The following is a 19,464-nucleotide window of genomic DNA, read 5'->3' on the forward strand; positions in this document are numbered from 1 at the left end:
CTCACGGCGTGATCACCCACCGAGCTCGGGCGTAGCGTTGTCACGTGGACGACCGGACAGAGCTGAGCGAGTTCCTCGAGTCCCGCCGCGCGCGCCTGCGCCCGGCGGACGTCAGGCTGCGCGACTACGGGGGAGTGCGCCGGGTCGCCGGACTGCGGCGTGAGGAGCTGGCTCGGGTCGCGGGCGTCAGCATCGCGCACTACACGCGCCTGGAACAGGGCAAGAGCGACAGTGTCTCGAACGAGGCATTGAACGCGATCGGCACGGCACTGCGCCTGGACGGCGACGAATTGGCCTACCTGCACCGGATCGCACGGCGTCCCAAGGCGTGTGCGGACGACACTGCCGCGCCGGAAGCGCTCGCGGGCTTGCGCTACCTGCTGAAGTCGTTCGTGATGACACCGGCGCTGCTGATCGGCAGGCACACCCAGATCGTCGGCTGGAACGACCTCGCCGTGGCGGTGTTCGGCGACTTCCCCGCACTGCCCGAAGACCGCCGCACCCTGTCGCACCTCCTGTTCACCGAGCCCTATCTGCGCGACCTGCACGGCGCCGATTGGTCGCGGGTGGCACACGAGCACGTGGCGCACCTGCGCGTGCTGCTCGGGCGGCATCGTGGCGATCGCGATCTCTCGGCGCACATCGAGCGCATGCGTTCTCTCAGCCCGGATTTCGCGCGGATGTGGGCGGGGCACTCCGTCGCGCGGCTTCGGTCCGGAACGTACGTGCTGCACCACCCGATCGCGGGGGAACTCACGCTGCACCGCGAACTCGTCTCGCTTCCCGACGCGCCGTCGTGCTGCGGGCTGGACCTGTTCGCCGCCGAACCGGGCTCCGCCTCCGAGCGGGCACTGCGGAAGCTCGGTGGTCGCCTGCCGGTGGCCGCCGACTAGGACAACCCGCCGAGCTGTCGCATCAGCGCGAAGGTGTCGATCGACGCTCCATCAACGGCTCACCACGTTCTCGCTTTGCACATGCGAGACACTCCAGCGGGTCGGGTGTGTGGTGGAAGCGTGCGGGATGGCGTGCACCGCATACTTGCGCGGTGTGCCGCGCGGCTGATGGGCGATCAGCGCGCTGTCAGTGCGCTGTCAGCGACGGTCGGCATGGTCATGGGCGTTCCAGAAACACGAAAGGAAACGCCGATGTCCGATGTCACTCTGTCCGAGTTCGTCGAAGCGACCGCCGTGAAGTTCGGGATTCCCGGTCTCGCGGTCGGTGTGCTCGCCGACGGCCGGGAAGTCTTCGCCTGCCACGGCGTGACCAGCGTGGACAACCCGCAGCCGGTCGACAGCGACACGCTGTTCCAGCTCAGCTCGATCACCAAGACCTACACCGCGACCGCGCTCATGCGACTGGTCGCGGAAGGGCGCGTCGAACTCGACGCCCCGGTGCGGAAGTACATCCCCGAGCTCGTACTCGCCGACGAGGACGCCGCCGCCAGGATCACCGTGGCGAACCTGCTCAACCACACTGCGGGATTGGACTGGAACCTCGTCGTCGACACCGGCGATGGCGACGACGCGCTGGCCGAATTCGTCGCCCGGCTCCCCGAACTCGACATGATCGCCGCACCCGGCGACCGAGCCTCCTACAGCCAGGCCGGATACAACCTGGCCGGGCGGATCGTGGAGAAGGTCACCGGACAGTCGTTCGAGCAGGCGGTCGCCGAGCTCGTCTTCGCGCCGGTCGGCCTGTCGCACAGCTTCTTCGATCCGCGCGAGATCACCGCCCGCCGATTCGCCGACGGGCACAACGCCGAGCCGGACGGTTCGCTGACGGTCGCGCGCACATGGCGGCCCACGCGCGCCAACAACCCGGGCGGCGGCCTCGCCTCCTCGGCGGCCGACCAATTGCGCTGGGCCCGTTTCCAGCTCGGCAACGGTGGCGCGGTGCTGCCTGCCGAGAGCCTGCTCGCGATGCGTCGTCCCACCGTCGAACTGCGGGCGAGCTCGTTCGGCGACGCCATCGGCATCGGCTGGTTCCTGCGCGACATCGACGGCGTGCGGGCCATCGGCCACGGCGGTTCCGGCAACGGACAGTTCGCCGAACTGCTCATCGTCCCCGAACACGACTTCGCGATCGTCGTGATGTCCAACGCCGGACCCGAGGGCATCGCCTGCAACCAGGTGATCGTGCGATGGGCGCTCGAGCACTACCTGAACGTCCTCGACCGCGACCCCGAACCCCTGCCCTACAACGCGACGCGCGCCCCGGAACTGGCGGGCACCTACGACATCGACGCCATGACGCTCACCATCGCCGCCGACGCGACCGGACTCAGCCTCGCGGTCGGCATCAAGCCGGAGATTCGCGCGGCCTCCGACCAGGAACTGCCGCCGGACTACCCGGCCGCCGCCATCGGCCTGCTGCCCGGCGACCGCGACGAATACGTCGTCACCGACGGCGGCCTGCGAGGACAGCTCGGCTACTTCTCCCGCGACGACAACGGCCGGATCGTCGGCATCGACCTCGCGGGACGGCTGTTCCAGCGCATCGACGCGTGAGCCTAGGCGCGGCCGCCGTCCGCTACCTCGCCTCGCCCGAGGCCACCTGAACCGCGGTCCTGGTAGTCGACAGGGCCTCTTGCTTGCACCGAGTGCGGAAAGTGATCTTGTGACTGCGCGCATCGTGTCACCCACCTGGACCCCGGCCAGTCCGACAGCTTCGCCGATCCCGTGCCGCGCGGCACCTTCCGGGTCGACCCGCAACAGATGCCGCGCGTGGCCACCGGCCCGGTCAACATCATCACGCTGGCCTCGCCGTCGGAGAAGTACAGGTGGATCTCGTCGAGCTCCGGCGTGCGGTACGTGGACGTCTCGGATCGCGGGTTCCGCGAGGTCGCTGCCATGGACGCCCCCGGCGTGCAGCCCATCCCGCCGCAGGCGCTGGACGAGGTGCTGGACCAGACGTTCACCGACACCGCCCAGATCCAGAGCGCCATCCGCGACGACTGGGGCGGGGCGACCTGGCAGCGCATCGCCAACGGCGTGTACGGCTTGGTGGACAAGGACAATCGCGTCTCGGCGCGGGCGGCACCTCGCTCGGCATTCGCGAGAGCATCGTCGGCGTCAACATGACCTACGACGGCCATCTGATCGTCGTCTCCTCGCGCGGTCTGATCGCGATCGACCGCGAACTGTCGGGGCAGCCGCAGCAGATCCGCTTCGGCGACGACGAGACCGTCTCGAACTCGATCGCCGTCGACGAGAAGGGCGGCATCTACGTCGCCTCCGACAAGATCATGCGCAAGGTGGTGTGGACCGGCATGAAGCTGTCCACCGAGCAAGCCGACGGCGCCTGGTCCGCGCCCTACGGCTTCGGCCGCCAGCCGCCCGCGGTGAAGTTCGGCATCGGCACCGGATCGACGCCCACCCTGATGGGCTTCGGCGAGGGCTCCGACGAACTCGTGGTGATCACCGACGGCGCCGACCACATGAAGCTGGTCGCCTTCTGGCGCAACGAGATCCCCCCGGGCTTCCAGCCCAAGGCGAACGCCGAGTCCAACCGCATCGCCGACCAGATCGAGGTGACCGCGGGACTGTCGGACCCGAAGCCCGAGTTCATCCAGAGCGAGCAGTCCGTGGTCGTGCGCGACTACGGTGCGTTCGTCGGGCAGAACATCGGCACGGGCGGCAATCCGGACCGGTTGGTCGATGGGCTCGCCAACGGTCCGGTCGACGAACCGCCGCACGGCATGCAGCGCTTCGAATGGGATCCGGCCGCGGACAAGTGGACGTCGGTGTGGGAGCGCGGTGACGTGGTGTCCACCTCCATGGTGCCCGCGGTGTCGACCGAGGCCGGAATCGTGTTCGTCAACGGCTACAGCAAGGCCGACGGCTGGGAGGTCACGGGCCTGGACTGGAAGACCGGAGAGACCGTGCACCGCACCATCTTCGGGCAGTCGAACTACGGCCACGGCGCGTACGCGATCATCGAGGCGTTCCCGAACGGCGACCTGCTGTTCAACAGCGTCGGCGGCCCGTTCCGGGCGAAACTCGACAAGTAGCGCGAAAAGCGCTGGCCCCGACCGAGTCTCCGGTCGGGGCCAGCGCGTGTGCGCACGAGCCTAGCGCACGAAGGTCGACGCTCGCTCGGCCAGATCCAGCAGCGGCTGCGGGAACACACCGAGCACCAGGGTCGCCACGGCGGTCAGCAGGACGAGTGCCTGGGTGAGCGCGGGCGTGACCACCACCGGGGCATCCGTCGGGGGATCGGTGAAGAACATCAACACGATCACGCGGATGTAGAAGAACGCCGCGACGGCGCTCGAGATGACGCCGACGATGACGAGCGTCACGGCGTCACCGGAAGCGGCCGCCTCGAACACGGCGAACTTGCTGACGAACCCGCTGGTGAGCGGCAGACCGGCGAAGGAGAGCAGCAGCAGCGCGAAAACCGTCGCCAGCCAGGGGGAGCGGCGGCCGAGCCCGGCCCACTGCGCCAGCGCGGTCGCCTCGTCACCGCTGGGCTCGCGGACCAGGCTCACCACCGCGAACGCGCCGAGCGTGCCCAGCCCATAGGCGACCAGATAGAACAGCACCGCCGCGACGCCCGCGTCGTTGGCGGCGACCAGACCGGTGATGATGAAGCCCGCGTGCGCCACCGACGAATACGCCAGCATCCGCTTCACATCGGTCTGCGTCACCGCGAGCACCGCGCCGACCACCATCGTCGCGATCGCGACCGCGGCGAGCACCGGCCGCCAGTCGTCCCGCAAGCCAGGCACCGCGACCTGCAATATGCGCAACATGGCGCCGACCGCGGCGATCTTGGTGGCCGCCGCCATGAACGCGGTGATCGGGGTCGGCGCCCCCTGATACACGTCGGGAACCCAGGATTGGAACGGCACCGCGCCGATCTTGAACAGCAGCCCGACCGCCAGCATCGCCACGCCGAGCAGCGCCAGCATCGCGTCGGACGGGTGCTCCGCGATCGCGTCGGCGATCCCGGACAGCCGCACCGTCCCAGCCTGCCCGTACAGCAGCGCGACGCCGTACAGGAAGAACGCCGACGAAAACGCCCCGAGCAGGAAGTATTTCAGCGCCGCCTCCTGGGAGAGCAGTCGCTTGCGCCGCGCGAGCCCGCACAGCAGATACAGCGGCAGCGACAGCACTTCCAGCGCGACGAACATGGTCAGCAGATCGTTCGAGGCGGGGAAGAGCAGCAGGCCGCCGACCGCGAGCAGCGTCAGCGGAAAGACCTCGGTGGTCGCGATGCCCGCGCGGATCGCGGCCTGCTCGTCCGCGCTGCCGGGGACCGCCGACGCCTGCGGGGTGAACGCGTCCGCGCCGCGACCGACGGTCGCCGCGGCCAGGCTCCAGGTGCCGGGCCCGGAGCGCGCCTGCGGCAGCGGTTGCGCGCCGCGTTCGGCGATGAACAGCACGCCGAGGATCGAGACCACCAGGATGGTGCCCTGCAAGAACAACGTCACCCCGTCGATCGCGACGGCCCCGGACACCGCGGTGGATTCGGTGCCCGCCAACCGGATGACGGCCACCAACGCCGCCGCGAGACCGATCAGGCTGAGCCACACCTGGGTGCCGTAGCGGTAGCGCCGCGCGACGAACGCCTCCACCAGCACCGCGGCCACCGCGACGCCGAACACGATGAGCATCGGTGCGAGCGCGCCGTATTCGATGCTCGGCGCGGGAACGGACGCGGCGAGCGGGATCGAGTGCGTGGTCACTTGTGCCCTCCTTCCTGGAGGTTCGCCGCGCCCGCTGCGGGCGCCGGAACCGTCGGCGCGGGATCCTGGCGGCCGATGGTGGTCAGTGTCTGGCCGACGGCGGGATCGATGAAGTCCAGCACCGGTTTCGGATAGAGACCGAGGAACAGCAGCGCCGCGATCAGCGGTGCGACGACGAGCAGTTCGCGCGGCGCCAGATCGTGGAGGTTCTCGTTGCCCTTCGTCACCGGACCGGTCATCATCCGCTGGTACAGCCACAGCACGTAGATAGCGGCGAGCACCAGCGCGCCGGTCGCGACGATCGCGGCCACCTGGTAGCGGCTGAAAGTGCCGATCAACACGAGGAATTCGCTGACGAACGGCGCGAGACCGGGCAGCGACAGCGTCGCGAGTCCCGCGATGAGGAACGTCCCGGCCAGCACCGGCGCGACCTTCTGCACCCCGCCGTAGTCGGCGATGACCCGGGTGCCGCGCCGCGAGACGAGGAACCCGGCGATCAGGAACAGCGCGGCGGTGGAGATGCCGTGATTGATCATGTAGAGCGTCGCCCCGGTCTGCGCCTGACTGGTCATGGCGAAGATGCCGAGGATGATGAAGCCGAAGTGCGAGATCGAGGTGTAGGCGATGAGGCGCATCACGTCGGTCTGGCCGATCGCCAGCAGCGCTCCGTAGACGATGCCGACCACCGCGAGCGTGATCACCAGCGGCGCGTAGGTTCCCGACGCGTCGGGGAACAGCAGCAGGCAGTAGCGCAGCATGCCGAAGGTGCCCACCTTGTCGACCACCGCCATCATCAGCACGGCGCTGGACGGTGTCGCGGCGACCGCCGCGTCGGGCAGCCAGGTGTGCAGCGGCCACAGCGGCGCCTTCACGGCGAAGGCGAACATGAACCCCAGGAACAGGGCGTTCAGCACCGCCGGACCCGCGCCGAGCTCACCGGCATTGGCGGCGGCGACCACGGTGCGGAAGTCGAAGGTTCCCGCACCGTCCGCGCCGAGGCCCTCGCGCGCTGTCAGCACGTAGAGACCGATGACCGCGGCCAGCATGATCAGTCCGCCGAACAGGTTGTACAGCAGGAACTTCACCGCCGCGCGCGAACGCTGCTGGCGCAGTTGCACATCCGCCGTCTTCGGCCCGAAGCCGCCGATGAGGAAGTACATCGGGATGAGCATGGCCTCGAAGAAGACGTAGAACAGCAGGATGTCCAGCGCCACGAAGGAGACCAGCACCATCGCCTCGACGAGCAGGATCAGCGCCATATAGGTGTGCGCGACCCGCCTGCCGGAGCCCGCCGCGCGGTCGTCGTGCCAGCCCGCCAGGATCAGCAGCGGCACCAGCGCGGTGGTGAGCAGCACCAGCACCAGCGCGATGCCGTCCAAGCCGAGGGTGTATCCGGCGCCGAAGGCGGGGATCCACTCGTGGGATTCGACGAACTGGTATTGCTCGCCGCCGGGCTCGAATCGCATGGCGAGCACGACGGCGATCACCAGTGCGGACACCGAAAATGTCAGCGCCACACCGCGTGCCAGCACCCGCCGCGCGGCGGGCAACGCCAGCACGAGGACCGCGCCGACGACCGGAAGCAGCCAGAGGGTGGTCAACCAGGGATAGGTAGTCACCAGATCCTCACCGCCAGCAGGGCGGCGGCCACCAGGGCCGCGCCGGTGAACATGGACAGGGCGTAGGACCGCACGAATCCGGACTGGACCCGGCGGACGCGGGCCGAGAGCCCGCCGATCAGTGCGGCCGTGCCGTTGACGATCCCGTCGATGCCGCGGCTGTCGACGAAGACCAGCGACCGGGTGAGGTGCTGGCCGGGACGCATGAACACGCCCTCGTTGACCGCATCGCCATAGAGATCCTTGCGGGCGGCGACGGTGAGCGCCGAGACTTCCTCCGGCGCCGTTTCCGGGATGTCACGCTGCGCGTACTGGCTGTAGGCGATGGTGACGCCGACCGAGACGACGGCCAGCGCGAGTACGGTGACCACGCCCGCGGGCACCACCTCCTCGCCGTGGTGCGCGCCGACCACCGGCTCCAGCCAGTTCACCAGCGCGTTGCCGAGCACGAACACCAGGCCGGAGGCGAGCGAGCCGATGGCCAGCAGGATCATCGGGCCGGTCATTACCGCGGGCGCCTCGTGCGGATGCGTGTCGGGCTTCCAGCGTGGCGAGCCGAAGAAGGTCATCAGCATCACCCGCGTCATGTAGAACGCGGTGAGACCCGCACCGAGCAAGGTGACCGTGCCCAGCGCGTACCCGGCCGCGCCGCCCTCGGCGAAGGCCACCTCGATGATCTTGTCCTTGGAGAAGAAGCCCGCGAACGGCGGCACTCCGATGATCGCGAGGTAGCCGAGCCCGAAGGTGACGTAGGTGATCGGCAGCACCTTCCGCAGTCCGCCGTAGCGGCGCATGTCGACCTCGTCGTTCATCGCGTGCATCACCGAGCCCGCCCCGAGGAACAGGCCCGCCTTGAAGAAGCCGTGGGTGAGCAGGTGCATGATCGCGAAGGCGTAGCCCGCGGGTCCGAGACCCGCGGCGAGCACCATGTATCCGATCTGGCTCATGGTGGACGCGGCCAGCGCCTTCTTGATGTCGTCCTTGGCGCAGCCGACGATCGCGCCGAACAACAGCGTCACCGCGCCGACGAGCACCACGGCCAGCTGGGCGTTCGGCGCGAGGTCGAAGATCACGTTGGACCGCGCGATCAGGTAGACACCGGCGGTGACCATCGTGGCCGCGTGGATGAGCGCCGACACGGGCGTCGGACCCTCCATCGCGTCACCGAGCCAGGACTGCAGCGGCACCTGCGCGGACTTGCCGCACGCGGCGAGCAACAGCAGCAGGCCGATCGCGGTGAGCGTGCCCTCGCTCGCTCCCGGCGCGGCGGCGAACACCTCGCCGAATCCGATCGAGCCGAAGGTCGCGAACATCGCCATCATGGCCAGCGCCAAGCCCATGTCGCCGACCCGGTTGACCACGAACGCCTTCTTGGCGGCCGTTGCGGCGGAGGGCTTTCCGTACCAGAAGCCGATCAGCAGGTAGGAGGCGAGACCAACGCCCTCCCAGCCGAGATAGAGCACCAGGTAGTTGTTCGCCAGCACCAACAGCAGCATGGCCGCGAGGAACAGGTTGAGGTAGGCGAAGAAGCGCCGCCGATCCGGATCGTGGCTCATGTACCCGATCGAGTACAGGTGGATCAGGGAGCCGACACCGGTGATCAGCAGCGCGAAACACATGGACAGCTGGTCGATTTGCAGACCGAAGTCCACTTGCAGGCCGCTCACCGGCACCCAGCTGAACAGGTCGGCGTGCACCGCCCGCTCGGCGCCGTCGCGCCCGAGCATGACGACGAACGCCCACACGGCCACGCCGAAGGAGGCCAGCGCGGCAAGGCAACCGAGCAGATGGCCCCACTTGTCGGCGACGCGCCCGAGGAGCAGCAATATGACGGCCCCGGCCAGCGGCAGCGCGGGCAGCAGCGTCAGGATCGCGGTATCCACGTCAGAACTTCAGCAGGTTGGCGTCGTCGACCGAGGTCGAGCGGCGGGCGCGGAAGATGGTCATGATGATGGCGAGGCCGACGACCACCTCGGCCGCGGCGACCACCATCGTGAAGAACGCGAACACCTGGCCGTCCAGGTTCGCGTGCATCCTCGCGAAGGTGACGAACGCCAGGTTCACCGCGTTGAGCATCAGCTCGATGCACATGAACACCACGATCGCGTTGCGCCGCAACAGCACTCCGGCCGCGCCGATCGTGAACAGCAGGGCGGACAGGAACAGATAGTTCTCGGGGTTCACCGGGTGCCTTCCTCGTCGGCGGGTTCGTGGCCGTTGGTCTTCGCGTCACCGTCGCCGGAGCCGACCGAGATGACGGCCGCCTCGGTCAGCGCCCTGGTGCGGCGGTGCCGCAAGATGGTGCTGACCGACAGCTCCTCGAACGAGCCGTCCGGCAGCCTGGCGGGAATGTCCACGGCGTTGTGCCTGGCGTAGACGCCGGGCGTCGGCAGCGGGGTGGCGCGGCTCGTGCCGTCGCGGAACCGCCTGCGGGACAGTTCGCGCTGATCCATCCGCGGGCCGAAGTGTTCGCGGTGCGCGAGCACCATCGCGCCGATGGTGGCGGTGATGAGCAGCGCGCCGGTGAGTTCGAAGGCCCACACGTACCGGACGAAGATCAGCTCGGCGAGTTCGCCGATCACGTCGCGACCGGCGAAACCGGTGGCGGGGAAGCGGATTTTGGAGTCGCGGACGCCGGTGGCGATGCCGCTGATGAAAAGGAAGCCGAAACCGAGTCCCACCGCGGCGGCGGCGAAGCGCTGGCCGCGCAGGGTCTCCTTCAACGATTCCGCGGAGTCGACGCCCACCAGCATGAGCACGAACAGGAACAGCATCATCACCGCGCCGGTGTAGACCACGATCTGCACCACGCCGAGGAACAGCGCGTCCTGGGCGATGTAGAACACCGCGAGCGTGATCATGGTGGCGGCCAGGCAGATCGCGGAGTGCACGGCTTTGGCCGCGAACACCATGCCGAGCGCGCCGAGGACGGCGAGCGGGGCCAGGATCCAGAACTGCACGGCCTCGCCGGTGGATGTGCGGGTCAGTGGCTCGGCGGCCATCAGTAGCGTCACCGCGTCCCTCCTTCCGCGCCTGCTGTCGCGCGCTGCTTCTCGTCGGATTCGGCGTCCGCGCCGGGGACGGTGCCGCGGTAGTAGTCGCCCTCGGTCGTCCCGGGGTACATGTCGTGCGGCGGTGCGGTCATGCCCGGTTCGAGTGGCGCGAGCAGCCGGTCCTTCTCGTAGATGAGGTCGGCGCGGTTGTCGTCGGCGAGTTCGTACTCGTTGGTCATGGTGAGCGCCCGCGTCGGGCAGGCCTCGATGCACAGGCCGCAGCCGATGCAGCGCAGGTAGTTGATCTGGTAGACGCGGCCGTACCGTTCGCCGGGGGAGAAGCGTTCGGTCTCGGTGTTGTCCGCGCCTTCCACGTAGATCGCGTCGGCGGGGCAGGCCCAGGCGCACAGTTCGCAGCCGATGCACTTCTCCAGACCGTCGGGATGACGGTTGAGCTGGTGGCGACCGTGATAGCGGGGCGCGGTCGGCACCTTGTGCTCGGGGTAGAACTCGGTGTTCGGCTTCTTGAACATGGTGAGCGCGGTGACCGCGAAACCGGAAAGCGGTTCCAGCGGATGACCTTTCGTCGCGTCCACGTGACGGATGCCGGCGGGCAGCGGCGGTGTCGGGAAGCCGAGGAAGACGCCGCTCGGCGCGTGCGCGTCGGCCGTTGGTTCGTCGACGAGTGGCGGGGCGCCCGGTCGGCGTCCGGCCCGCAGGAACAGACCGATCATCAGCGCCGTGATCAGCACGCCCGCGACGATCATGGCGGCGGTCGCCCAGGTGAAACCCTCGTTGTCGAGCACCCGAGCCGCGGCGACGAGCATGACCCACAGCAGCGACACCGGGATGAGCAGCTTCCAGCCCAGATTCATGAACTGGTCGTAGCGCAGCCGCGGCAAGGTGCCGCGCAGCCAGATGAACACGAACAGGAACGTCCACACCTTGGCGGTGAACCACAGCAGGCCCCACCAGCCGGTGTTCGCGCCCGACCACATGTTGATCGGCCACGGCGCGTGCCAGCCGCCGAGGAACAGCGTGGTCGCCAGCGCCGAAACCGTTGCCATGTTGACGTATTCGGCGAGCATGAACATCGCGAACTTCAGCGAGGAGTACTCGGTGTGGAAGCCGCCGACGAGTTCGCCCTCGGCCTCCGGCAGGTCGAACGGCGCCCGGTTGGTCTCGCCGACCATCGACACGCAGTAGATCAGGAACGAGGGCAGCAGCAGGAAGACGTACCAGGTGCCGTCCTGGGCGGCGACGATGCCGGAGGTCGCCATCGTGCCCGCCTGCAGGAACACCGCGGCGAAGCAGAGCGCCATCGCGATCTCGTAGGAGATGACCTGCGCCGTCGACCTCAGTCCGCCGAGCAGCGGGTAGGTCGAGCCGGACGCCCAACCCGCGAGCACGATGCCGTACACGCCGATCGAGGTGATGGCGAGGATGTACAGCACGCCCACCGGCATGTCGGTCAGCTGCAGTGCGGTGCGGTGGCCCGCGATGGACACCTCACCGCCGAACGGGATCACCGCGAAAGCCATGAACGCCGGAATGGCCGCGATGATCGGCGCCAGGATGTAGATCGGCTTGTCCACGATGGCGGGGACGATGTCCTCTTTCAGCGCCATCTTCACGCCGTCGGCGATGCTCTGGAGCGAGCCTTTGGGGCCGACGCGGTTGGGGCCGATGCGCATCTGCATGCGCGCCACGATCTTTCGTTCCGCGAGCACCGCGATCATCGGGGTGAGCAGCAGGAAGACGAAGATCGCCAGGGATTTGGCGATGACGAGCCACAGGGGGTCGTGGCCGAAGAGGGCGAGCGTGTCAGGCGCGGAGGCGGTAGCTCGCGTGGCCACGGAGGGCCCTACGGTCGCCGTGGCGAACAGAGCCGGATCACTCATGGCGGTGTTCCTTCATCCTCTCGTCGGCGTGGCGCACTTGCACGACGCCGCCCGGCTGGGTGGCGAGCTGTTCGGGCACCGAGCTGCCGGGGGAATTCAGCGGCAGCCACACCACCCGGTCGGGCATGTCGGTGATCAGCAGCGGCAGCGTGAGCATGCCGCGCTCGGAGGTGACGGTGACCGGATCGTCGTTGGCCGCGCCGATCTCGGCGGCGGTCGCGGGGGAGAGCCGGACCACCGGCGGACGGGCGATGCCCGCCAGATTCGGTTCGCCGTCCTGCATACGGCCCAGGTCGAGCAGCATTCGCCAGCCCGCCAACACCGCGCTGCCCTGCCGGGGCTGGGTGATCGGATGCGGCCGGTGCGCGGGCGCGGCGACGGGCTGGCCGTCCCAGGCGCCGAGCGCGGCGAGTTCGGCGCGCGCCGTCGCGGTGTCGGGGAGGCCGAGGCGCACCCGCATCTCGTCGGCGATGGCTTGCAGCACCCGCTGATCGGACAGCGGTGCGGCGGTGCGGCGCACGGTGGATTCGCCGAGCGCGGCGTCGAATGGCCGCGGCCTGCCCTCCCAGGTGCGGAAGGTGCCGGACTTCTCCATGGTCGCGGCAACCGGGAAGACCACGTCGGCGCGCTCGGTGACGGCGCTGTGCCGCAGTTCCAGGCTGACGACGAAGCGTGCCGCGTCGATGGCGGTGAGCGCGGCGTTCGGGTCGGGCAGATCGGCGACATCGACGCCGCCGACGACCAGCGCGCCCAGGGTCGGCGCGGCGTCCAAGATCGCCGTGGTGTCGCGCCCCGCCGTCACCGGCAGTTCGTCGACGTTCCAGATCTCGCGAACCTGTTGCCTGGCAAGCGGATCCGCCACCGGTCGACCGCCGGGCAGCAGTCCGGGGAGAACCCCCGCTTCGACCGCGCCGCGCTCACCTGCCCGCCGCGGCACCCATGCCAGCGCGGCGCCGGTCTCCTCGGCCAGCCGGACGGCGGCAGACAGCGCGCCGGGGATGCCCGCCATGCGCTCGCCGACCATGACCACCGCGCCCGGATCGCGCAACAGTCGCGCGGCCGCGGCCATCGTCTCGGATTCCTGGCCGTCGAACGGGATCTCGCCCGTGCGAAGCGCCTCCATCAGGTGCGGTTCGGCCCCCGGCGTCGCCGGAATGAGGGTGCCCGACATGCGCTCGAGACCACGCGAGGCGTACGGCGCCAGCGCGTAGACGGGCAGGCCGCGCTTGCGGGCGGCCTTGCGCAACCGCAGGTAGACGATTGGGGACTCTTCCTCGGGCTCGAACCCGACGAGCAGCACGATCGGAGCCCGCTCCAGCGCGTCGTAGTCGACGGTGACGCCTTGCCCGGCGACGCGGGCGGCGAGGAAATCGGCTTCCTCCACCGAATGCGGACGGATACGGAAGTCGATGTCGTTGGTGCCGAGCGCGACTCGCGCGAACTTCGAATAGGCGTAGGCGTCTTCCTCGGTCACCCGTCCGCCGACGAGCACACCGGCGTTGCCGTGCGCGGCGGCCAGCCCCTCGGCCGCGGCGGCGAGCGCCTCGGACCAGGACGCCGGACGCAGGGTGCCGTCCCAGCCGCGGACCAGCGGGGTGGTGAGGCGGTCGCGCTCGGTGGCGTAGGCGAACGCCCAGCGTCCCTTGTCGCAGTTCCATTCCTCGTTGACCTGCGGGTCGTCGCCCGCGAGCCGGCGCAACACCTTGCCGCGGCGGTGATCGGTGCGCTGCGCGCAGCCGGAGGCGCAGTGCTCGCACACGCTGGGGCTGGAGACCAAATCGAACGGACGGGCGCGGAATCGGTAGCTGGTGCCGGTGAGCGCGCCGACCGGACAGATCTGCACCGTGTTGCCGGAGAAGTAGGAGTCGAACGGTTCGGCCTGCGCGGTGCCGACCTGTTCGAGCGCGCCGCGGTCCATCAACTCGATGAACGGATCACCCGCCACCTGCTGCGAGAACCGGGTGCAGCGGGCGCACAGCACGCAGCGCTCCCGGTCCAGCAGGACTGCCGAGGAGAGCGGAATCGGTTTGGGGTAGGTGCGTTTCACGCCGTCGAACCGGGTCTCCGGACGGCCGGAGGACATGGCCTGGTTCTGCAGCGGGCACTCGCCGCCCTTGTCGCAGACGGGGCAGTCCAGGGGATGGTTGATGAGCAGCAGCTCCATCACCCCTTCCTGCGCCCGTTCGGCGGCCTGCGAGGTGAGCTGGGTGTGCACGATCATGCCGTCGGCCACGGTCTGGGTGCAGGAGGCGACCGGCTTGCGCTGGCCCTCCACCTCGACCAGACATTGGCGGCAGGCGCCGACGGGATCGAGCAGCGGATGGTCGCAGAAGCGCGGGATCTGGATGCCGATCAGTTCCGCGGCGCGGATCACCAGGGTTCCGGCGGGCACGCTGACGGGCGTGCCGTCGATGACGACGGTGACGAGATCCGCGGGCGTCAGCCCGCTCGTGTTGGTACTCACAGTCGCCGGCCCACCCGTCTCCCGGCCGCCACCCCTCATCGAATCGCTGCGCGATGCCGTGCTCATCGAGCCCCTTCTTCCTCGGCCCAGGCCGTCGAGCGCGCGGGATCGAACGGGCAGCCGCCCGAGCGCAGATGGTCGATGTACTCCTCGCGGAAGTGCTTCAGCGAGGAGAGAATCGGGCTGGCCGCGCCGTCGCCGAGCGCGCAGAACGATTTGCCGTTGATGCTGTCGCTGATGTCGAGCAACTTGTCCAGATCCGACTCGGTGCCGCGGCCCTCCTCGACCCGCTTCAGCAGCTGGACCAGCCAGTAGGTGCCCTCCCGGCACGGTGTGCATTTGCCGCAGGACTCGTGTGCGTAGAACTCGGTCCAGCGCAGCACCGCGCGCACCACGCAGGTGGTGTCGTCGAAGATCTGTAAAGCCTTGGTGCCCAACATGGATCCCGCGCCCATGACGCCCTCGTAGTCGAGCGGGACGTCCAGGTGCTCCTCGGTGAACAGCGGGGTGGACGAGCCGCCCGGCGTCCAGAACTTCACCCGGTGGCCCGCGCGCACGCCGCCCGCGTAGTCGAGCAGCTCCCGCAGCGTGATGCCGAGCGGCGCCTCGTACTGACCGGGCCTGGCCACGTGGCCGGACAGCGAGTAGAGCGTGAAACCGGGGGACTTCTCGCTGCCCATGGAACGGAACCAGTCGGTTCCGTTGAGGATGATAGGCGGCACGCTGGCGATGGACTCCACGTTGTTGACCACCGTCGGGCAGGCGTAGAGACCCGCGACGGCCGGGAACGGCGGGCGCAGCCTGGGCTGGCCGCGGCGGCCCTCCAGCGAATCCAGCAGCGCGGTCTCCTCGCCGCAGATGTAGGCGCCCGCGCCCGCGTGCACGATCAGCTCGAGGTCGAAGCCGGAGCCGAGGATGTCGCGACCGAGGTAGCCCGCTTCGTAGGCTTGCGCGACCGCCGCCTGCAACCTGCGCAGCACGGGCACCACTTCGCCGCGCACGTAGATGAACGCGGTGGCGGCGCGGATGGCGTAGGCGGCGATGATCACGCCCTCGATCAGCGCGTGCGGCGTGGCCAGCATGAGCGGAATGTCTTTGCAGGTACCGGGTTCCGACTCGTCGGCGTTGACCACCAGGTAGTGCGGTTTCACCGTGCCGTCGGGTCCGGGACCCTGCGGGATGAAGCCCCACTTCATGCCGGTCGGGAAGCCCGCGCCGCCGCGACCGCGCAGTCCGGCGTCCTTGACCGTCTGGATGACCTGGTCGGGCTCCATCCGCAGCGCCTTGCGCACGGCTTGATAGCCGTCGTGCTGCCGGTAGGTGTGGATGGTCCAGGACTGCGGATCGTCCCAGTATTCGGTGAGCACCGGCGTCAACATCGTCATCGGAGGCCCTCCCCGTTCGGCCGCGGCGCCTGCATGTCGTTGTCCTTGGCCACCCGCAGACCCGCGACGGTCGCCTCCCCGGCCGCGCCGTCGAGCGCGCCGGGCCGCTCGTCGGGGAAGCCGGCGAGGATCCGCGCGGTCTCCCGGAACGTGCACAGCGGTGCGCCACGGGTCGGTGTCACCTGCTGCCCGGCACGCAACGCGTCGACCAGGGCTCGCGCCGATTCCGGTGTCTGGTTGTCGAAGAACTCCCAGTTCACCATCACGACCGGCGCGAAATCGCAGGCGGCGTTGCATTCGATGTGCTCGAGGGTGATCGACCCGTCGGCCGTGGTCTCGCCGTGGCGCAGGCCTAGATGGGTTTCCAGCGCGGCGAGGATCGCGTCGCCGCCCATGACCGCGCACAGCGTGTTGGTGCACACGCCGACGTGATAGTCGCCGGTCGGTGTGCGCCGAAACATGGAGTAGAAGGTGGCCACCGCGGTCACCTCGGCGCCGGTGAGGCCCAGCTGCTCGGCGCAGAACTCGATGCCGGTGCCGGAGACGTGCCCCTCCTCGGCCTGCACCAGATGCAGCAGCGGCAGCAGTGCCGAACGCGGGTGTGGGTAACGCGCGATGATCGCGGCCGCGTCGATCTCCAGCCGCTCCCGCACGTAGGGCGGGAACGGCTCGGGCCGAGTGGACAACTTGAGCAGGATCTCGGTCATCGGTCGACACCACCCATCACCGGGTCGATGCTGGCGACGGAGGCGATGACGTCGGCGACCATGCCGCCCTCGCACATCGCCGCCACCGCTTGCAGATTCGTGAACGAAGGATCGCGATAGTGCACGCGGTAGGGCCGGGTGCCGCCGTCGCTGACCATGTGCACGCCCAGCTCGCCGCGCGGCGATTCGACCGCCACGTACACCTGCCCGGCCGGGACCCGGATGCCCTCGGTGACGAGCTTGAAGTGGTGGATGAGGCCCTCCATCGACGTGCCCATGATGCGGCCGATGTGCTTGGGGGAGTTGCCGAGTCCGTCGGGGCCGAGTTGCAGGTCGGCGGGCCAGGCCAGCTTCTTGTCCTCGATCATCACCGGTCCGGGCCGCAGCCGGTCCAGGCACTGTTCGACGATCTTGAGCGATTCCTTCATCTCCTCCACCCGGATCAGGTAGCGGCCGTAGCAGTCGCAGCCGGTGGTGGTGGGGATGTCGAACTCGTAGTTCTCGTAACCGCAATAGGGTTGGGCTTTGCGCAGATCCAGCGGCAGGCCGGTGGCGCGCAGCACCGGGCCGGTGATGCCGAGGGCCATGCAACCGGTCAGGTCCAGGTAGCCGATGTCCTGGGTGCGCGCCTTCCAGATCGGGTTCTGGGTGAGCAGATGCTCCATGTCGCGCAGCCGTTTCGGCAGCAGGGCAAGCAGTTCGCGGACCTTGGTGGCGCCGTCGTCGGGCAGGTCCTGGGCCAGGCCGCCCGGACGAATGTAGGCGTGGTTCATCCGCAGGCCGGTGATCGTCTCGAAGACGTCGAGGATGAGTTCGCGCTCGCGGAACCCGAACAGCATGGGGGTGAGCGCGCCCAGTTCCATGCCGCCGGTGGCGAGCGCGACCAGGTGCGAGGAGATGCGGTTGAGCTCCATCAGCAGCACCCGGATGACGGTCGCCCGCTCGGGAATCTGCTCGGTGACGTCGAGCAGCCGCTCCACACCGAGGCAGTACGCCGTCTCGTTGAAGAACGGCGAGAGGTAGTCCATCCGGGTCACGAAGGTGACGCCCTGCGTCCAATTGCGGAACTCGAGGTTCTTCTCGATGCCGGTGTGCAGGTAACCGATGCCGCAGCGGGCTTCGGTGACGGTCTCGCCCTCGATCTCCAGGATGATCCGCAGCACGCCGTGTGTGGACGGGTGCTGCGGGCCCATGTTGACGACGATGCGTTCTTCGCCCGCGCCGTCGAGGGTTTCGGTGACGGTGTCCCAGTCCTGACCGGCGACGGTGACGACGGTCGGTTCCGATGGGTTCGCGGCGTGCTCCCGCCGGGGCGCAGCGGGTTCGCGCCCGGAGTCGGTGGTGTCGACGCCGGGCTGGGTTTCGATGTCGTTCACTAGCTGTACGCCCTCCGCTCGTCGGGCGGCGGGATGCGCGCGCCCTTGTATTCGACCGGGATCCCGCCGAGCGGGTAGTCCTTCCGCTGCGGGTGGCCACGCCAGTCGTCGGGCATGGCGATGCGGGTCAGCGACGGGTGACCGTCGAAGAGGATGCCGAAGAAGTCGTAGGTCTCCCGCTCGTGCCAGTCGGTGGTGGGGTACACCGAGTACAGCGAGGGGATGTGCGGGTCGGCGTCGGGTGCGGACACCTCGACGCGCAGCCTGCGGCTGTGGGTGACCGACATCAGGTGGTACACCGCGTGCAGTTCGCGACCCGTGTCGTTCGGGTAATGCACGCCGTTGACGCCCAGGCACAGTTCGAAACGCAGTGCGGCGTCGTCGCGCAACGCCTGTGCGACCAGCAGCAGGTGCTCCCTGCGGACGTGCAGCGTGAGCTCGCCGCGGAAGACGACGACCTTCTCGATCGCGCTCTCGAACGGTGTGCCGGTGGGCGCCAACGCCGTTCGCAGCGCGTCGACGATCGCGTCGAAGTAGCCGCCGTAGGGCGCTGGCGTACTGCCGGGCAGTGTGACGGGACGGACCAGGCGGCCGTATCCGGAGGTGTCGCCGGTGCCGGAGATGCCGAACATGCCGCGCCGCACGCCGATGACGTCCTCGCCCGCGGGCTCGGGTTCGGCCTCCGGCGGCAGCGTGCCCTCGGGTCCCGCGGTCGCGGCGGCGTCGATTTCCGACTGGGGCGAACTGGTTTCGGCGTTCTCGGGGGAGTCGAAGGTCATCGCAGCAGACCCTCCATCCGGATGGTCGGTGTCGCCGCCAGCGCCGCCTGCTCAGCGGCGCGGACCGCCTCCTCGCGGTTGACGCCGAGCGGCATCTCCTGAATCTTGGCGTGCAGTGCCAGAATCGCGTTGAGCAGCATCTCCGGGCGGGGCGGACAGCCGGGCAGGTAGATGTCGACCGGCACCACGTGGTCGACGCCCTGCACGATGGCGTAGTTGTTGAACATGCCGCCGGAGGAAGCGCAGACGCCCATGGCGAGCACCCATTTCGGCTCGGTCATCTGGTCGTAGACCTGCCGCAGCACCGGCGCCATCTTCTGGCTGACCCGGCCCGCGACGATCATCAGATCGGCCTGGCGCGGCGAGGCGCGGAACGCCTCCATGCCGAAGCGGGCGATGTCGAATCGTCCTGCGCCGGTGGCCATCATCTCGATGGCGCAGCAGGCGAGACCGAAGGTGGCGGGCCACAACGAGCCCTTGCGCAGATATCCGGCGAAGTCCTCCACCGTGCTCAGCAGAAAGCCGCTGGGCAGTTTTTCCTCGAGACCCAT

General features: G+C 69.0%; 16 protein-coding genes and 1 pseudogene. 4 read left to right on the forward strand and 13 right to left on the reverse strand.

Features of this window, described 5'->3' with window-relative positions; genetic code table 11:
• Nucleotides 1-44: 44 nt before the first annotated feature.
• The 4 genes from AB0H49_RS04340 (at nucleotide 45) to AB0H49_RS04355 (ending at nucleotide 4,009) form a co-directional block, all read left to right on the forward strand.
• Nucleotides 45-893, forward strand: coding sequence for a helix-turn-helix transcriptional regulator (locus AB0H49_RS04340; RefSeq protein ID WP_357247055.1), 849 nt, complete (start codon nucleotides 45-47; stop codon nucleotides 891-893).
• Nucleotides 894-1,145: 252 nt separating this feature from the next.
• Nucleotides 1,146-2,507, forward strand: a complete 1,362-nt coding sequence (locus AB0H49_RS04345) for a serine hydrolase domain-containing protein (protein WP_357247058.1) — start codon at nucleotides 1,146-1,148, stop codon at nucleotides 2,505-2,507.
• A gap of 216 nt (nucleotides 2,508-2,723) precedes the next feature.
• Nucleotides 2,724-3,080 (forward strand): hypothetical protein, encoded by a 357-nt coding sequence (locus AB0H49_RS04350; protein ID WP_357247060.1) that lies wholly within the window; start codon nucleotides 2,724-2,726, stop codon nucleotides 3,078-3,080.
• On the forward strand, nucleotides 3,077-4,009 hold the full coding sequence (locus tag AB0H49_RS04355) for a hypothetical protein (RefSeq protein WP_357247063.1): 933 nt from the start codon (nucleotides 3,077-3,079) through the stop codon (nucleotides 4,007-4,009). The genes AB0H49_RS04350 and AB0H49_RS04355 overlap by 4 nt, the downstream gene beginning before the upstream one ends.
• A gap of 60 nt (nucleotides 4,010-4,069) precedes the next feature.
• Here the strand turns inward: AB0H49_RS04355 and nuoN are convergent, their stop codons facing one another.
• From nuoN to AB0H49_RS04420, 13 genes and pseudogenes are all read right to left on the reverse strand, one after another.
• Nucleotides 4,070-5,689, reverse strand: coding sequence for an NADH-quinone oxidoreductase subunit NuoN (gene nuoN, locus AB0H49_RS04360; protein WP_357247066.1), 1,620 nt, complete (start codon nucleotides 5,687-5,689; stop codon nucleotides 4,070-4,072).
• Nucleotides 5,686-7,308, reverse strand: a complete 1,623-nt coding sequence (locus tag AB0H49_RS04365; protein ID WP_357247069.1) for an NADH-quinone oxidoreductase subunit M — start codon at nucleotides 7,306-7,308, stop codon at nucleotides 5,686-5,688. The genes nuoN and AB0H49_RS04365 overlap by 4 nt, the downstream gene beginning before the upstream one ends.
• The gene (gene nuoL, locus AB0H49_RS04370; protein ID WP_357247072.1) at nucleotides 7,305-9,191 is read right to left on the reverse strand and encodes an NADH-quinone oxidoreductase subunit L; all 1,887 of its coding nucleotides are present in this window, start codon (nucleotides 9,189-9,191) and stop codon (nucleotides 7,305-7,307) included. The genes AB0H49_RS04365 and nuoL overlap by 4 nt, the downstream gene beginning before the upstream one ends.
• Nucleotide 9,192: 1 nt before the next feature.
• Nucleotides 9,193-9,492, reverse strand: coding sequence for an NADH-quinone oxidoreductase subunit NuoK (gene nuoK / locus AB0H49_RS04375; RefSeq protein ID WP_036536861.1), 300 nt, complete (start codon nucleotides 9,490-9,492; stop codon nucleotides 9,193-9,195).
• The gene (locus tag AB0H49_RS04380) at nucleotides 9,489-10,310 is read right to left on the reverse strand and encodes an NADH-quinone oxidoreductase subunit J (RefSeq protein ID WP_357247936.1); all 822 of its coding nucleotides are present in this window, start codon (nucleotides 10,308-10,310) and stop codon (nucleotides 9,489-9,491) included. Before AB0H49_RS04380 ends, nuoK begins: the two co-directional genes overlap by 4 nt.
• Nucleotides 10,311-10,318: 8 nt before the next feature.
• On the reverse strand, nucleotides 10,319-10,897 hold the full coding sequence (gene nuoI, locus AB0H49_RS04385; RefSeq protein WP_355001726.1) for an NADH-quinone oxidoreductase subunit NuoI: 579 nt from the start codon (nucleotides 10,895-10,897) through the stop codon (nucleotides 10,319-10,321).
• Nucleotides 10,889-12,202, reverse strand: a pseudogene (nuoH, locus tag AB0H49_RS04390) (NADH-quinone oxidoreductase subunit NuoH); the annotation flags it as partial. The pseudogene nuoH and the gene nuoI, both read right to left, overlap by 9 nt.
• Nucleotides 12,195-14,705, reverse strand: coding sequence for an NADH-quinone oxidoreductase subunit G (locus AB0H49_RS04395; protein ID WP_355001725.1), 2,511 nt, complete (start codon nucleotides 14,703-14,705; stop codon nucleotides 12,195-12,197). The gene AB0H49_RS04395 and the pseudogene nuoH, both read right to left, overlap by 8 nt.
• A gap of 23 nt (nucleotides 14,706-14,728) precedes the next feature.
• Entirely contained in the window at nucleotides 14,729-16,051 is a 1,323-nt protein-coding gene (gene nuoF / locus AB0H49_RS04400; RefSeq protein WP_355001664.1) for an NADH-quinone oxidoreductase subunit NuoF, read from the reverse strand.
• Nucleotides 16,048-16,758 carry an NADH-quinone oxidoreductase subunit NuoE gene (gene nuoE / locus AB0H49_RS04405; protein ID WP_355001663.1) on the reverse strand — a complete coding sequence of 237 codons (711 nt, stop codon included), beginning with the start codon at nucleotides 16,756-16,758 and terminating at the stop codon, nucleotides 16,048-16,050. Before nuoE ends, nuoF begins: the two co-directional genes overlap by 4 nt.
• Nucleotides 16,755-18,134 carry an NADH-quinone oxidoreductase subunit D gene (locus tag AB0H49_RS04410; RefSeq protein ID WP_357247076.1) on the reverse strand — a complete coding sequence of 460 codons (1,380 nt, stop codon included), beginning with the start codon at nucleotides 18,132-18,134 and terminating at the stop codon, nucleotides 16,755-16,757. Before AB0H49_RS04410 ends, nuoE begins: the two co-directional genes overlap by 4 nt.
• The gene (locus AB0H49_RS04415) at nucleotides 18,134-18,913 is read right to left on the reverse strand and encodes an NADH-quinone oxidoreductase subunit C (RefSeq protein ID WP_357247079.1); all 780 of its coding nucleotides are present in this window, start codon (nucleotides 18,911-18,913) and stop codon (nucleotides 18,134-18,136) included. Before AB0H49_RS04415 ends, AB0H49_RS04410 begins: the two co-directional genes overlap by 1 nt.
• On the reverse strand, nucleotides 18,910-19,464 hold the full coding sequence (locus AB0H49_RS04420; RefSeq protein WP_141810953.1) for an NADH-quinone oxidoreductase subunit B: 555 nt from the start codon (nucleotides 19,462-19,464) through the stop codon (nucleotides 18,910-18,912). The genes AB0H49_RS04415 and AB0H49_RS04420 overlap by 4 nt, the downstream gene beginning before the upstream one ends.

Source organism: Nocardia sp. NPDC050713, from assembly GCF_040654315.1.
Lineage (GTDB): Bacteria > Actinomycetota > Actinomycetes > Mycobacteriales > Mycobacteriaceae > Nocardia.

Coding starts and splice junctions, on each gene's coding strand:
- AB0H49_RS04345 (WP_357247058.1), top strand. CDS start 1,146: ATGTCCGATGTCACTCTGTCCGAGTTCGTCGAAGCGACCGCCGTGAAG.
- AB0H49_RS04355 (WP_357247063.1), top strand. CDS start 3,077: ATGACCTACGACGGCCATCTGATCGTCGTCTCCTCGCGCGGTCTGATC.
- AB0H49_RS04380 (WP_357247936.1), bottom strand. CDS start 10,310: ATGGCCGCCGAGCCACTGACCCGCACATCCACCGGCGAGGCCGTGCAG.
- AB0H49_RS04395 (WP_355001725.1), bottom strand. CDS start 14,705: ATGAGGGGTGGCGGCCGGGAGACGGGTGGGCCGGCGACTGTGAGTACC.
- nuoF (WP_355001664.1), bottom strand. CDS start 16,051: ATGACGATGTTGACGCCGGTGCTCACCGAATACTGGGACGATCCGCAG.
- nuoE (WP_355001663.1), bottom strand. CDS start 16,758: ATGACCGAGATCCTGCTCAAGTTGTCCACTCGGCCCGAGCCGTTCCCG.
- AB0H49_RS04415 (WP_357247079.1), bottom strand. CDS start 18,913: ATGACCTTCGACTCCCCCGAGAACGCCGAAACCAGTTCGCCCCAGTCG.
- AB0H49_RS04420 (WP_141810953.1), bottom strand. CDS start 19,464: ATGGGTCTCGAGGAAAAACTGCCCAGCGGCTTTCTGCTGAGCACGGTG.